The 14,968-nt window shown below is 52.1% G+C and carries 12 protein-coding genes; 10 read left to right on the top strand and 2 right to left on the bottom strand.

Annotation, left to right across the window (positions count from 1 at the left end; translation table 11 throughout):
- Positions 1-7 precede the first annotated feature (7 nt).
- Entirely contained in the window at positions 8-442 is a 435-nt protein-coding gene (locus VFG09_10745; protein ID HET6515628.1) for an RDD family protein, read from the bottom strand.
- 221 nt (positions 443-663) lie between these two features.
- On the opposite strand from VFG09_10745, the gene VFG09_10740 reads away from it, so the two are divergent.
- From VFG09_10740 to VFG09_10695, 10 genes are all read left to right on the top strand, one after another.
- Complete coding sequence (locus VFG09_10740; protein ID HET6515627.1) at positions 664-1,257, top strand: XTP/dITP diphosphatase; 594 nt, start codon at positions 664-666, stop codon at positions 1,255-1,257.
- 152 nt (positions 1,258-1,409) lie between these two features.
- Positions 1,410-2,057 carry an adenylate kinase gene (locus tag VFG09_10735; protein ID HET6515626.1) on the top strand — a complete coding sequence of 216 codons (648 nt, stop codon included), beginning with the start codon at positions 1,410-1,412 and terminating at the stop codon, positions 2,055-2,057.
- Between the two features lie 297 nt (positions 2,058-2,354).
- Complete coding sequence (sat, locus tag VFG09_10730) at positions 2,355-3,557, top strand: sulfate adenylyltransferase (protein HET6515625.1); 1,203 nt, start codon at positions 2,355-2,357, stop codon at positions 3,555-3,557.
- 165 nt (positions 3,558-3,722) lie between these two features.
- Complete coding sequence (gene aprB / locus VFG09_10725; protein HET6515624.1) at positions 3,723-4,142, top strand: adenylyl-sulfate reductase subunit beta; 420 nt, start codon at positions 3,723-3,725, stop codon at positions 4,140-4,142.
- A gap of 13 nt (positions 4,143-4,155) precedes the next feature.
- Positions 4,156-6,159: an adenylyl-sulfate reductase subunit alpha gene (gene aprA, locus VFG09_10720; protein HET6515623.1), complete on the top strand. Its 2,004-nt coding sequence runs from the start codon at positions 4,156-4,158 to the stop codon at positions 6,157-6,159.
- 173 nt (positions 6,160-6,332) lie between these two features.
- On the top strand, positions 6,333-7,589 hold the full coding sequence (locus VFG09_10715; GenBank protein HET6515622.1) for a CoB--CoM heterodisulfide reductase iron-sulfur subunit A family protein: 1,257 nt from the start codon (positions 6,333-6,335) through the stop codon (positions 7,587-7,589).
- Between the two features lie 2 nt (positions 7,590-7,591).
- Positions 7,592-9,826 carry an FAD-dependent oxidoreductase gene (locus VFG09_10710; GenBank protein ID HET6515621.1) on the top strand — a complete coding sequence of 745 codons (2,235 nt, stop codon included), beginning with the start codon at positions 7,592-7,594 and terminating at the stop codon, positions 9,824-9,826.
- Positions 9,827-9,924: 98 nt separating this feature from the next.
- Positions 9,925-11,064, top strand: a complete 1,140-nt coding sequence (gene qmoC, locus VFG09_10705) for a quinone-interacting membrane-bound oxidoreductase complex subunit QmoC (protein HET6515620.1) — start codon at positions 9,925-9,927, stop codon at positions 11,062-11,064.
- 149 nt (positions 11,065-11,213) lie between these two features.
- A complete protein-coding gene (locus VFG09_10700; protein HET6515619.1) occupies positions 11,214-13,286 on the top strand; it encodes a sodium-translocating pyrophosphatase in 2,073 nt (690 codons plus the stop codon).
- 280 nt (positions 13,287-13,566) lie between these two features.
- Complete coding sequence (locus VFG09_10695; GenBank protein HET6515618.1) at positions 13,567-14,334, top strand: YkgJ family cysteine cluster protein; 768 nt, start codon at positions 13,567-13,569, stop codon at positions 14,332-14,334.
- A 319-nt stretch (positions 14,335-14,653) separates the two neighbouring features.
- Here the strand turns inward: VFG09_10695 and VFG09_10690 are convergent.
- Positions 14,654-14,968: response regulator (locus VFG09_10690; protein HET6515617.1), on the bottom strand; the 315-nt coding region annotated here is incomplete at its 5' end.

Genomic DNA, 14,968 nt, shown 5'->3' with positions numbered 1-14,968 from the left:
ATTTCGTCTACTGGTTAGCTGTTTCGCTCTGCGCCGGCAGCCCCTCGACTACCAAGGTCTTGGCGATTTCATCTCCGAGTCTCATTCCCTCCTTACTCCCGAGGAGTATGAGGAACTCAACGCCTGAAATCAGTATGATGAATGCCCAGCCGATGAGAGGGATCCTAAACAGCACGAGGCCTGCACCAAGCAGCGAGTTCCTCAGTATCGAGTCCTTCATGGAGCAGGGGGCTTCAGTCGAGGCCGAGACGACGCTTAGACCCATGAGGCGCTTGCCGACACTTCTTCCTTCGAAGAGCCCGTCGCTGATGAGGAGATAGGACAGTCCAGCGTAGAAACCGGCCCTCGGCACCAACTCAGTCACTGCAGCAATGAGGATGAAATCAAGAGCCTTTGCAAATACCCTGAGCAGCAGGCTGGCCTTCTTTAACTCATCAGACATCCACAAATACTAACAGATGGATAACGATATTTTCAATACTGGCTTTATTTTTTGGGCCAGCATAATATATTTTACCTCACACCCATGACTTTTGTCACAGGCAGACCCTGTGGCCTCATTATTACCAAGGCCCAGTGGCCCAATCGTGCAAGGGGGCCGGGTACCAAGGGGATCGGCGCATTTACTCCTGAAGATTACCGGGAGTCTCAAGGGGGATGGACATGGAACTTGTCATCGCCACAAGAAACAAAAAGAAGGTAGAAGAGATCAGGAGGATACTCGAGGGGATTCCGATAGTCCTCTACACCCTTGATGATTTTCCGGACTGTCCCGAGGTGGAGGAGGATGCTGGATCCTTTGAAGGGAATGCGATCAAAAAGGCTGTTGCTGTTGCAGCTTACGCGGGAAAACCCGCCCTTTCCGACGATTCCGGCCTTGAAGTATATGCCCTGGGAGGCGCCCCGGGCGTCCTGTCCGCGCGCTATGCCGGTGAGGGCGCGGATGACCGGAAGAATATCGCCAAACTGCTCGCAGAACTCCATGACGTCGACGACAGTGAAAGAGGAGCTCGGTTTGTCTGTTGTATAGCTCTGGCCTTTCCCGGAGGCCCTGTTGAGACCTTCGAGGGAAATGTCGGGGGCAGGATAGGCAGGGATCAAAGAGGCTTTAACGGTTTTGGTTACGACCCTGTCTTCTATCCTGAAGGACATGGGAGGACCTTTGCAGAGATGGGAGCCGACGAAAAGGATGGCCTGAGCCATAGGGGAAGGGCGCTCAAAAAGCTGAGAGACTATCTATCCGTCATGCCGCATTAATAGGAAAATAAGAAGAATTAATGATTCCTGCCGGGTTTATTCTTGAAAAAAGACGGTTTGTTGTCATAAAGTAACCATGTTTTCTTGAAGGGCTGAAGGTCAGTCCGATGCAAGAGTGCCTTTACATTCATCATAACAGACAAGGAGGAACTATGAGACTCGTACTACTTGGCGCGCCGGGGGCAGGAAAGGGCACCCAGGCAAAGAAGCTTATCGAAAAATATGGTGTCCCTCAGATCTCCACCGGCGATCTCTTGAGGGCCGCTGTTGCAGCAGGGACCCCTCTCGGGAAAGAGGCGAAATCCTATATGGACAAGGGTGAACTGGTACCGGACAGGGTTGTGCTCGGAATGGTTGAGGAGAGGTTGAAGAAGGATGACTGCAAGAAGGGCTATATCCTTGACGGTTTCCCGAGGAACACAGCCCAGGCAGAGGCGCTGGACAAGATGCTTGCCGGCCTGAACATGTCTCTGAGCGCTGCCCTGAGCGTGGACGTGCCTTTAGACGACTTGATGAAGAGGCTCACCGGCAGGAGGACGTGCAAGGCCTGCGGCCAGATGTACAACGTCTATTTCAATACTCCTAAAAAGGAAGGCGTCTGCGACAAATGCGGGGGCGAACTCTTCCAGAGGGACGACGACAAGGAAGGGACAATAAAGAAGAGGCTTGAAGTATACAATGCCCAGACCGCTCCCCTCATCGACTACTACGGCAGGAAGAGGATACTGAGCAGCGTCAAAGGCACCGGAGGCATTGACGACATCTTCAAGGCCGTCTGTGCTTCTCTGGGCCTGAAATAGATAGCGTTTTTTTACGACCTCTTTGCAGGGGCGTGCAGCCGGTACGCCCCTGCCAATCCCGCCTGCTGTGCTCCCCCCATTTTATAAGGAAAACTAATCTTCGAATTATAATTTTAAAATTGCTTTAAATCCCCACATTGATTAATTTAGAGTGCTCTTTTGAGGAACTTTAGGTGGTTGATCCGCGAAAAGGATTCTCACCAAGGCATCATGAAGCCATGAAGGGCGCATCAGGCAAGGGTTTTCGGTTTGGCTTTACCCGTGAAAGCCTAACAATAACAGACAGGAGGATTGGATATGTCACTGGTTAATCCGCATGGAAAAGAGAAGAAACTGAAACCGCTTCTGCTCACCGGCAAGGAACTGGAGGAAGAAAAGAAAAGGGCAAAATCCCTGAAGCAGATCAGGATATCGTCCCGCGAGACCGGCGACCTTATCATGATCGGTATCGGCGGGTTTACACCGATCGAAGGCTTCATGGGGTACGAAGACTGGAAGGACATCTGTGGCGATTATAAGATGGCCGACGGCACGTTCTGGCCGATTCCGGTAACAGTCTCGACGGACGAGAGCGTAAAGCCGGGCGACGAGGTGGCCCTCTTCTCCGAGGAGTTCGGCGAGATCATGGCGACTATGAAGGTCACGGAAAGCTACAAGATCGACAAGCAGTATGAGTGCAAAGAGATTTACAAGACCGCTGATGTAGAGCATCCTGGTGTGAAGATGGTCATGGATCAGGCCGGGACGAACCTCGCCGGCCCTGTCAAGGTCCTCAGCGAGGCAACATTTCCGAAGGAATATCCCGAGATCTATCTGACCCCAGCGCAGTCGAGGCATCTCTTCCTCGAAAAAGGCTGGAAGACCGTTGCAGCCTTTCAGACGAGGAACCCGATGCACCGCTCCCACGAGTACCTCTGCAAAATCGCCATCGAGACCTGCGACGGTGTCTTTGTTCATATGCTCCTCGGCAAACTGAAGCCGGGAGACATCCCTTCCGATGTCCGTCAGAAGGCAATCGATATGCTCACGGAAAAATACTTCGTAAAGAACACCATCGTTATCGGCGGCTATCCCCTCGACATGAGATACGCGGGTCCGAGGGAGGCCCTTCTCCACGCCCTCTTCAGGCAGAACTACGGCTGCAGCCATCTCATCGTTGGCCGCGACCATGCCGGTGTCGGTGAGTACTACGGGCCCTTTGATGCCCAGAAGATCTTTGATGAGATTCCGAAGGACGCCCTCGAGACAAAGCCCCTCAAGATCGATTGGACGTTCTGGTGCCACAAGTGCGACGGCATGGCCTCGATGAGGACCTGTCCCCACGGCAAGGAAGACAGGCTTCTCCTGAGCGGCACGAAGCTGAGAAAGATGCTCTCAGAGGGCGAAGATGTTTCCGATAAGTTCAGCCGGCCTGAGGTCCTGGCGATCCTCAGAAAATACTATGAGGGCCTGACCGAGAAGGTCGAGATCAAGACACACAAATATGCAGAAGGCGCATAAAAATAAGGGGACTAGGGATGAGAGATTGGGGATTGCCGAAAGCAAATCCCTGATCGCCAATCCCCAGCCCCATTTTATGACGAGAGGGGGTGAAGGTTCAGCAAGACCCTGAGGCTTTAGGTTAAAAAGCCAATTATCAACACTATATCCGAAGGAGGTTTTGACATGCCAAGTTTTGTGATCACCGAGAAGTGTGACGGATGCAAGGCTCAGGATAAGACAGCCTGCCAGTATATCTGTCCCCATGATTTGATGGCCCTCAACAGAGAGAAGATGAAGGCATACAATCAGGAGCCCGAGCAGTGCTGGGAGTGCTTTAACTGCGTGAAGATCTGCCCTCAGCAGGCGATCGAGGTCAGGGGTTACTCGGACTTTGTTCCCCTCGGGTCCAGCACGATCCCTTTGAGAGGCACTGACTCCATCATGTGGACGATCAAATTCAGGAACGGGATCCTCAAGAGGTTCAAGTTCCCCATCCGGTCAACGGCAGAAGGTTCGGTTGATCCCTATGCCGGAAAACCGACGCCTGATTTTGCGACGCTGAAAAAGCCCGGCTTCTTTACCGGTCCGGCAAGAAACGAATAGGAGGTGAATATCCATGGAAAAAGAAACCTGTACATTTTCATTTTGTGCGAAGCCTGAAGTGACCGAGGTTGAGACCGATCTCCTTATTATGGGTGGCGGTATGGCAGGTTGCGGCGCTGCATTCGAAGCATGCCGGTGGGCAAACGAAAAGGGACTGAAGGTTGTCCTTGTCGACAAGGCAGCAACGGACAGAAGCGGTGCAGTCGCCATGGGTCTGTCGGCTATCAATACCTATGTCGGTGAGAACAAAGTCGCCGATTATGTAAAGTATGTAAGAAACGACCTGATGGGCATCATCAGGGAAGACCTTGTCTTTGACCTCGGCAGGCACGTTGATGACTCCGTCAAGCTCTTTGAAGAGTGGGGACTCCCGATCTGGAAGAAGGGTGATGACGGATTCTCCCTCGACGGCTTCCAGGCAAGGGATGCTGGCAAGGCATCGCTCAAGGACGGCGGAACGCCGGTGAGGTCCGGCAAATGGCAGATCATGATCAACGGTGAATCTTATAAGGTCATTGTTGCAGAGGCTGCAAAGAAGGCCCTCCAGACCAACAGGGAAAAGACCGGAATGGCCCAGAACCATTTCGAGAGGGTCTTGATCCACAGCCCTCTTATGGATGTGGACGGGAAGCACGTGGCAGGAGCGGCGGGCTTCAGCGTCAGAGAGAACAAGACCTATATCTTTAAGGCGAAGGCTATCATCAACGCATGTGCCGGAGCCGTTAATGTCTTTAGGCCGAGGTCGGTCGGTGAGGGTATGGGAAGGACCTGGTACCCGGTATTCAGCGCGGGTTCAGGTTATGCTTTCGGAATGCTGGCAGGCGCCGAGATGACCTTGATGGAGAACCGGTTCGTGCCTGCGAGGTTTAAGGACGGCTATGGTCCTGTCGGCGCATGGTTCCTCTTTTTCAAGGCGAAGGCAACTGACAGCTATGGAAGCGATTACTGCGCGGACAAGGAATATTTCGATGATGCCGTTGCAAGATATGGAGACTATGCAAAGGGTCTCGGAACGGCTATCAGGAACCACCTCATGATGAGGGCCATGAAGGACGGAAAGGGTCCGATCATCATGAGGACGCACGAGGCTATGGCTGAATTGGGCAAGGCCTTCAAAGAGAAGCTTGGCGACAAAGAAGGAGCCAAGAAGATGAAACACCTTGAGGCAGAGGCCTGGGAAGACTTCCTCGATATGGCTATCGGACAGGCGTCCATATGGGCGGCAACGAATACCGAGCCTGATAAGGTCCCTTCCGAGATCATGCCGACAGAGCCCTATCTCCTCGGTTCCCATGCAGGCTGCGCAGGGTTCTGGGTAAGCGGCCCCGGCGATATTCCCGGCACTCCGGAACACTACAGCTGGGGATATAACAGGATGTCCACCGTACCCGGTCTCTTCATGGCCGGTGACGTTGTCGGAGCATCGGGCCACAAATTCTCCTCAGGTTCTCACGCAGAAGGCAGGCTAGCTGCAAAGGCTGCGTTAGCATACATCCTCGACCATCCCGACTACAAGCCGACACCGAAGAAGTCGGCTGACGAAGTCACGGCCGAGATGTATCTGCCCTTCGAGATATATGAGAAATACAAAACCTATTCAACCGATCCTACGATCAACCCCAATTACATCGGCCCGAAGGCCCTTCAGTTGAGGCTCCAGAAGATCGCCGACGAGTACTTCGGAGGGGTGTCAACCTGGTACATGACCTCAAAGACCATGCTCGAAGAAGGTCTCAAGAAGCTCGAGATGCTCAAAGAGGACGCGAACAAGATGGCGGCAAAGGACCTCCATGAGCTGCTGAGGTGCAATGAGAATTATCACCGCATCCTTTCGGTTGAAGCTCACGCACGGCACATCCTCTTCAGGCAGGAGTCCAGGTACCCGGGCTACTATTACAGGGGCGACTTCAACAAGATCGATGATAAAGATTGGAAGTGCTTCACCAATTCGAAGTACAATGCAGAAACTCACGGGTGGGAATTGAAGAAAGTTCCCTACGTCCAGATGGTATCGTAGTCGACCTCACACGGGGAGGGCATCAGCCCTCCCCGATTGTTTCACGGAAAATGCAAGATGGAAGATGGAAAATACTACGCTCAGGCTTAATCATAGTTTATTCATGATCGGTTTTCCCTTTTCCCTGTTCCATTTTCCGTACAGCGTGATTTACTGCCTTAAGGAGGATAGAGATGGCAGAGAATAAAACGGTTCTCGTGGTTGGAGGAGGTTTCAGCGGGCTTACAGCGGCTGTTGAGTCGGCTGAGGCGGGCTGTGACGTAGTCATCGTAGAAAAAAATCCGTACCTCGGCGGCAGGGTGGCACAGCTCAACAAGTATTTCTGGAAACTCTGCCCCCCAAACTGTGGACTCGAGATACAGTTCAAGAGGATAAAGAACAGCTCGCAGGTAAAGGTCTATACCCTCGCCGAGGTCGTTGACGTCAAGGGTGAAGAGGGGAATTTCGATGTGACCCTCAAGATACATCCGCGCTATGTGAATGAGCGGTGCGTCGGGTGCGATGCATGCGCCCAGGCATGCCCTTCCTTCCGGGAGAACGCATTCAACTTCGGCATGGACAAGACAAAGGCAGCATATCTGCCTTTTGATCAGGCCTTCCCCTTTCGCTATGTGATCGATGATACGGCATGCGCCGGTGACTGCAAAAAGGCATGTTTCGATGCCTGTAAATACGACGCTATCGACCTTGCCATGAAGCCGGAGACGGTGAACCTGAAGGTCGGTGCTATCGTCATGGCCATGGGCTGGAACCCCTATGACGCGACGAAGATGGATATCCTCGGATTCGGCAAGGTCCAGAACGTGATAACCAATATGATGATGGAGAGGCTCGCAGCGCCGAACGGTCCCACAAAGGGGAAGATCCTCCGGCCTTCTGACGGAAAAGAGGTTAAGAACATAGCCTTTGTCCAGTGTGCAGGATCACGGGATGAGAATCACCTCCCCTACTGTTCCTATATCTGCTGCCTGGCCTCGCTAAAGCAGACCCTCTATGTGAGGGAGCAGTATCCCGATTCAAAGGCCCGGATATTCTATATCGACATCAGAACCCCCGGTCTCTATGAGCAGAGATTCTACTGGAAGGTGAAGGACGATCCGAATGTCACCTTCACGAAGGGGAAGGTTGCAGGCATCACCGAAGACCCCGTAACAAAGGACGTCATTGTCGAGGCCGAAGACATCTTCGGCGAAGGCAAGATCAAGGCGACCTTTGACATGGTAGTCCTTGCAACAGGAATGGCCCCGAGCACAAGGGAAGCGAAGACGATAAAGGATCTCTCCTATACACCGGAAGGGTTTGTGGACACATCGGCAAAGAAGGGGGTCTATGCGGTGGGAACACTGAAGAGCCCTGTTGATGTTGCACGGTCAGCACAGGATGCAACGGGTGTTGTTATGAAGAGCATCCAGAGCTTGAGGAGGAGGTAGGGATGGACAAAAAGTATGGCGTATATATCTGCAAGGGCTGCGGTATTGGTGAAGCCGTCAATATAGATAAGCTCTCGAATGTTGCGATAAAGGACATGAAGATCCCTCTCTGCAAGACCCATGATATCCTCTGCAGTCCCGATGGCGTGGGAATGATTACGGAGGACATGGAGAAGGAAGGTGTGAACACCATCGTTATCGCAGCCTGTTCTCCCCGCGTGAAGTTTGAGGAGTTCGATTTCCCAGGAACGATAACAGAGCGTGTGAATATCAGGGAATTTGTTGCATGGACGCTGGAGCCGAACAATGATGAGACCCAGGCTGTTGCCGCTGATTACCTCACCATGGGGATCATAAAGACCCAGAAAGGTGATCTGCCGGAACCCAATATCCTCGCCGATCTTACCGAGACCCTCCTCGTCATCGGCGGAGGCATCACGGGAATGACTGCGGCCCTTGAGGCGGCCAGGGCCGGCGAGAAGGTTGTGCTCGTAGAAAAGGAGGCGCAGCTTGGGGGCTTTGCGAACAGGCTTTACAAGAAGATCCCTACAGGCGACTTCTTCCAGGAGCCCCTCATCGTTGACACTGACATCGAGAAGACCATTAGGGAGGTAGAGAGCCACCCTGATATCAAGGTATATAAATCTGCATACGTGGAGAAGACCGACGGCCAGCCGGGTCTCTACGATGTGACTATTGCGTCAAAGGACGGTTCTGAAACGATGAAGATCGGGGCGATCGTTATGGCCTCGGGCTGGCAGCCCTATGACGCGACGAAACTTGACTATCTCGGATACGGAAAGTTCAAGGATGTCGTTACCAATATTGAGTTCGAGGAGATTGCCCGGAAGAACGGCGGCAGGATCGTCAGGCCCTCCGACGGAAAAGAAGCGAAGAAGGTCGCCTTCATTCAGTGCGCGGGGAGCAGGAACCCGAACCATCTTCCCTACTGCTCTGCCATGTGTTGCGCAACATCCCTGAAACAGGCGAAATACGTAAGGCAGAACCCTGATGCCCTGGCGATGATATTTTATATCGATATCAGAACCCCCGGAAGACTTGAGGCCTATTATAAAGAGGCCCAGAACGATCCCGGCGTCATGCTGACAAAGGCGGACGTGACGGGTGTAACAGACGGAGGAAAGGGGAATCTCTTTGTAGAGACCGAAAATTCCTTGCTCGGTGAGAAGGTGAAGATCGAGGCTGACCTCGTCGTGCTCGCAACAGGCATGGTGCCTACGACGAAGGCCCCCCAGGAATATCTTGACGGAATAACCCAGGCGGCTGCAAAGGGCGATGAGGCGAAAAAGGCTTACCTCGAGTCGACGCCGAAGCCGGAATTTATTCTGAACCTCGGCTACCGTCAGGGCCCTGAGATACCGCCCCTTGAAGGCGCCTGCGGTTTTGCGGACTCGAATTTTATCTGTTTCCAGTACGAGACGAGGAGGACCGGCATCTATGCTGCCGGCGGTGTGAGACAGCCGATGAACATGGCAGAGGCCCAGGAGGATGGTGCAGGGGCGGCCTTTAAGGCGATACAGTGCCTTGACCATGTATCGAGGGGTGTCGCAGTCCATCCAAGGGCCTGGGACATCACCTTCCCTGATCCGATGCTCATCAGGTGTACTGCCTGTAAGAGATGCACCGAGGAATGCCCCTTCGGCGCAATTGACGAAGACGAGAAGGGGATACCCTATTACAAGATCAACCGGTGCAGGCGCTGCGGAACCTGCATGGGTGCATGTCCAGAAAGGATCGTCGCCTTCAAGGATTACAGTGTCGATATTGTCGGCTCGATGATCAAGTCTGTTGAGTCCGAGGAGGATGAGTTCAGGATCATCGCCCTCGTCTGCGAGAACGATGCATACCCTGCGCTGGACACGGCGGCGATCAATCGGAAGAGGATCGATCCAAGCGTAAGGTTTGTCTCGCTGAGATGTCTCGGCGGCATGAATCTCGTCTGGGTCGCCGATGCCCTTTCGAAAGGCATCGACGGCGTGCTTCTCCTCGGCTGCAAGTACGGAGAGAACTACCAGTGTCACTTCGTGAAGGGCAGCGAGCTCGCCAATTACCGGTTCAGCAAGATCGGAGAGACTCTGAACAGGCTGCAGCTCGAGTCCGAGAGGGTCCAGATGATGCAGGTGGCGATCTCGGAGTATGACAGGCTGCCTGAGATGATCAACGAGTTTGTCGAGAAGGTTAAGGAGATAGGCCCAAATCCGTTTAAGGGATTTTAGGATAAAGGTTAGGATTGAGCTGAAAAAAGGCTGAAGAACGCAGAAGGATAGGTTCGTAACCCTCACTTCAGCCTCTATCTGAAAGAGGAGGTTCATTCATGGCGGAACAGGTGATAAGCCCGGATTTAAGTTTTGTTAAAGAGATCATCAACAACGGAGGAGAGTCACTCAAGAAGTGTTTCCAGTGTGCCACATGTTCTGTGGTATGTAATGTGACTCCCGACAACAAGCCATTCCCGAGGAAGGAGATGGTCCTTGCCCAGTGGGGGCAGAAGGACAAGCTTCTGAGCAACCCCGATGTCTGGCTATGCCATCAGTGCAGTGACTGTACTGCATATTGCCCTCGGGGCGCTAAACCGGGCGAGGTGCTCGGCGCGATCAGGAAGATGACGATCAAGACGTATTCTTCACCCTCTGCTCTTGCGAACATGGTTGCCGACTCAAAATACCTGATCCTCCTCTTTGCACTGCCGGTGCTCATTTTTCTCGGGATTATCGGCGCCAGGGGATACCTCTCGGGACTCCCTGAAGGGGAGATCGTTTATGCAAAGCTCATCCCTGTTCCCCTCATCGACACGGTATTCATCGCGGCAGCAGTCTTTGCCGTGCTGAGCTTTATCGCAGGAATCAGGAAGTATTGGGCGGCGATGAGCAACGGCGTGACGCTAAGAGGCAACCTGACAGCCCACATCAAGGATACGATTATTGAGATCCTTACTCACAAGAGGTTCAAGAAGTGTAATGTAACACAGGCAAGATCAACGTCACACCTTCTCGTATTCTACGCCTTCGTGGGACTTGCGATAACAACGACCTGGGCGATTGCGTATCTCTATGGATATGAAATCCTTGGTATACAGGCTTCGTCGCTCTTCCACTTCGGCGAATCGCCATATCCGCTCTATGATCCTATGAAGATTCTTGGAAACGCAAGTGCCCTTGCCCTCCTCATCGGGATGTCCCTTGTCATCAGCAACCGTCTGAAGAATGCTGAAAAGGCGGGGGCAGGCAGCTATTTTGACTGGCTCTTCATTGTGGTTGTGACTGCAATCATGGCAACAGGCATACTCTCCGAGCTCTTGAGGCTTGCCGATATCGCGGCCCTGGCTTATCCCATCTATGTCACCCATCTCGTTTTCATCTTCTTCCTCTTCGCCTACGCGCCCTTTTCGAAGATGGCCCATATGTTCTACCGGGCGACGGCAATGGTCTTTGCAAAACAGGCAGCAAGGGAATAAGGGACATTTTGTTGGCAAGCCTCGGTGGGAATACATTAATAATCTTTAGTCCAAACAAGGGAGGTGAAGACAGCGTTCGTCGAAATCCAGGATCATTCAGTCTGACTTATAACTAATTCGAACAACATCTTATCGAAGGAGGAGAATACATGAGTTTAACAATACTTTTCGCCTTAGGTTGCGGATTGTTAGGCGTGATATACGCTGTGATGACTGCAATGTGGGTATCGAAGCAGGATGCGGGGAGCGCGAAGATGCAGGAGATCTCGAATGCGGTTAAAGAGGGAGCATATGCATTTCTTGCACGTGAATATAAAACTGTTGCAATTGTGCTTGTTGCCCTGATTATTTTGATTGCCGTTGCCGGACTTGGTATCTGGACAGCTGCTGGTTTTCTTATTGGAACACTGGGTTCAGCGCTTGCAGGTTTTGTAGGCATGTGGGTTACAGTCCGCGCAAACGTACGTACAACACAGGCTGCCCACAAAGGGCTCCAGGCTGCACTCAGCCTTGCGTTCAAGGGCGGCTCGGTGACCGGAGTCATGGTCGTTGGTCTCGGAATTATAGGACTTGCCGGCTTTTACACAATAGCAAGACAGGCAGCCCCTGAGATGGCATTCCATGCGCTCGTAGGTCTCGGGTTCGGATGCTCACTCATGAGTGTGTTCGCCCGTATCGCAGGCGGTATCTATACAAAGGCAGCAGACGTCGGAGCGGACCTCGTCGGAAAAGTCGAGGCGGGCATACCGGAAGACGACCCGAGGAACCCCGCAGTTATAGCAGACAACGTTGGCGACAATGTCGGCGACTGTGCAGGCATGGCAGCTGACCTTTATGAAACATACACGGTCACGCTCGTTGCAGCAATGCTCCTCGCTAAGACGGTTTTTGGCGCTGAAAGCCCATGGGTGGAATTCCCGATGCTCCTCGGCGGAATATCGATCATCGCTTCCATTATCGGAACCTTTGCTGTAAAGCTCGGCAAGAGCCAGTACATTATGGGCGCCCTCTATAAGGGGCTTTCCGTTGCCGGAGTTCTCGCCGCAATAGTGTTTTATTTTGTGACAGGTAGATTTCTTGAAGGCGTAGATGCGGCTTCAATGGCCTCTCACCCTTCATTTACACAGATGAACGTCTTCCTTATGGCAATTATCGGCCTTGCATTGACCGGACTGATCGTGGTCATAACTGAATATTTCACCGCTTCACAGTATCCCCCGGTGAAACACATTGCAAAGGCCAGTCTGACAGGCCACGGCACAAACGTGATCGCAGGCCTCGCTGTCAGCATGAAGTCAACCGCCGCTCCTGTGATAGTTATTGTTGCCTCAATCCTCGGAGCCTATTCATTGGGTGGCGGATTTGCAGGTGACGCAGCAGGCGGTCTTTTTGCTATCGCATTGTCCGCAGTTTCCATGCTTTCGATGACAGGCATCGTTGTTGCGATTGACTCATATGGACCGATTACTGACAATGCAGGCGGTATCGCAGAAATGGCAGGACTACCTGAAGCGATTCGTAACATAACAGATCCTCTCGATGCAGTCGGAAACACAACAAAGGCTGTTACAAAGGGTTATGCAATCGGTTCAGCAGGCCTTGCAGCTCTGGTTCTTTTTGCGGAGTATTCAAGGTCATTCAGCACACAGCTTTATTTTGATCTCTCAAACCCGATGGTTCTGGCAGGTCTCTTTATCGGCGGTCTGCTTCCTTATTATTACGGCTCACTCCTGATGGAGGCTGTTGGAAAAGCAGCAGGCAGCATCGTTGATGAAGTCAGAAGACAGTTCAGGGAGATCCCCGGAATTATGGAATATAAGGCAAAGCCGGAATATGGCAAGTGTGTTGATATTGTCACAAAAGGCGCTATCAAGCAGATGATGGTCCCTGCGCTCATCCCAGTTGTTGTTCCTGTTATTGTAGGTTTTCTGCTTGGAAGAGAGGCACTTGGAGGCGTACTTATCGGAAGTATCCTGACCGGACTCTTCCAGGCCATCGCCATGACAAGCGGCGGCGGCGCCTGGGACAATGCCAAGAAATCCTTTGAAGAGGGCGTTACCGATGACACAGGGAAAGTTCATAAGAAGGGAAGCGATGGACACAAGGCCTCTGTCACCGGTGATACAGTCGGCGATCCTTACAAGGACACAGCAGGACCGGCCATCAACCCGATGATCAAGGTCATCAATATTGTTGCCCTGCTCATCGTTCCCCTGTTGTAAAAAGCGGGCTGAGCTATTGTACCGGAGCCAAGGGCCGACCCCGAAGGGGCCGGCCCTTTCTTGTCTCAGGAGAGATACTGCGCTCATCATCCCTGCGCGAAGGAAGCTGACCCAGTCAATGAGCGCCTGAATACCACTGAGGGCTTTTGGGAGGTTCCCGACGATCTTCTCTCGATCCCTTCATTCAGTGATGAACTGATAATGGCTTCGAGAACGGTCGAAATAGCTTTTTCCGGAACCCGCCGTCTATAATAAAAGATCAAGAATTCAGGAGGCCCTTATGCTGAATATGTCCGCTGTCGATCACGTCCAGCTCACCCCAAAGAGCAGGTTCAGGTTTACGTGTCACAAGGGGATTTCCTGTTTCACGAAGTGTTGCAGCAACATCGATATCATGCTCACGCCCTATGATATCATTGCCCTGAAGAGGAGGCTCGGTATTACATCCGAGGAATTCCTCGAAAGATATACCTATACCAGGACCGAGGAAAAGTCGTCATTCCCCTTTCTTTTCCTCAGGATGAAGGACGACGGTGCGAGGAGTTGCCACTTTGTTACGTCCGAGGGATGTTCCATCTATGAAGACAGGCCGGCGAACTGCAGGTACTATCCTATCGGCCAGGGTACCCTGAAAAAGGCCCTTGACGGCGAGATCGTCGATGAGGAGTTCTTTTTCTTCGTCAGGGAAGCCCATTGTAAGGGGTTTGAAGAGCTTGACGAATGGACGGTCGAGCGATGGAGAGAGGATCAGGGCGTAGACCGTTACGATGAGCTGAACAGGAGTTGGAAGAGCATCATCCTGATGCGGAACCTGCCGGGGAAGGAGCTCGATGAGAAGAAACAGGAGTTGTTTTATATGGCCTGTTATGACACGGATAGATTTCGCCGGTTCGTGTTCAACAGCAAATTCCTGGACCACTTTGAAGTTGATGAAACGTTACATGAGAAACTCAGCACCGATGATGTGGAACTCATGCTCTTCGGATTCAAGTTCGTGAAATATATCCTGATGATGGAAGAGACGCTGAAGACAAAGACTAAGGAATAGGTTACACCTTCTCAATCGCTCCTTGCATCCTTAGTTCCTTAGAGCATATTCACTTGCCGGTTCGAGGGAAGAAGGAAACCTGAGAGAAAAGGGGAGAAGTATTACGCCGGCAAGGTTCTGGGGAGAGACGCTGATCATTGGCGTCCGGCATGATAAGGATTGCATCTATGGAGGGAAAAGGAAATGAGCGGGTATGTTTCACACAAAGGCAGTGACGAAGACTATAGCGATCAGAATCTCGCCGCATTGTTGAAAAGGGCTGGAGCGAAGCTCGATATCTTTGGTGTTTATGGTCTTCTTTACGGCTGTTTGGCCGCCCCTAACTTGTCAAAATGTCTTTGATCTTTTTGCAAAGTACAAGGGGGGTCGTCGTTGTTCTATTAAGACAATTGCTTGCGCCAAGAGCAATGATTTGCTTCACTTCTTCAGGAAGAAAAGTCGCTGAAAGAATGATAGCTGGTACATCTTGCAAGTTTTTTCTTGTACGCATAAACTGAAGTATTTTTACCGCATTGAGCCCTCCAGCATGCATTTCCATCACCAAAATATCCGGTTTTCTTAGCTGCAAGCTCTCAAGTGTTTCTTGCCCGTTTGCGGCTTCCAGCACAGTAAACCCTCCTTGCATTAGGTTCAT

Source organism: Thermodesulfovibrionales bacterium, from assembly GCA_035686305.1.
GTDB lineage: Bacteria > Nitrospirota > Thermodesulfovibrionia > Thermodesulfovibrionales > UBA9159 > DASRZP01.
Note: the sequence above shows the minus strand (reverse complement) of the source record. Positions and strands in the feature narration are given on the sequence as shown.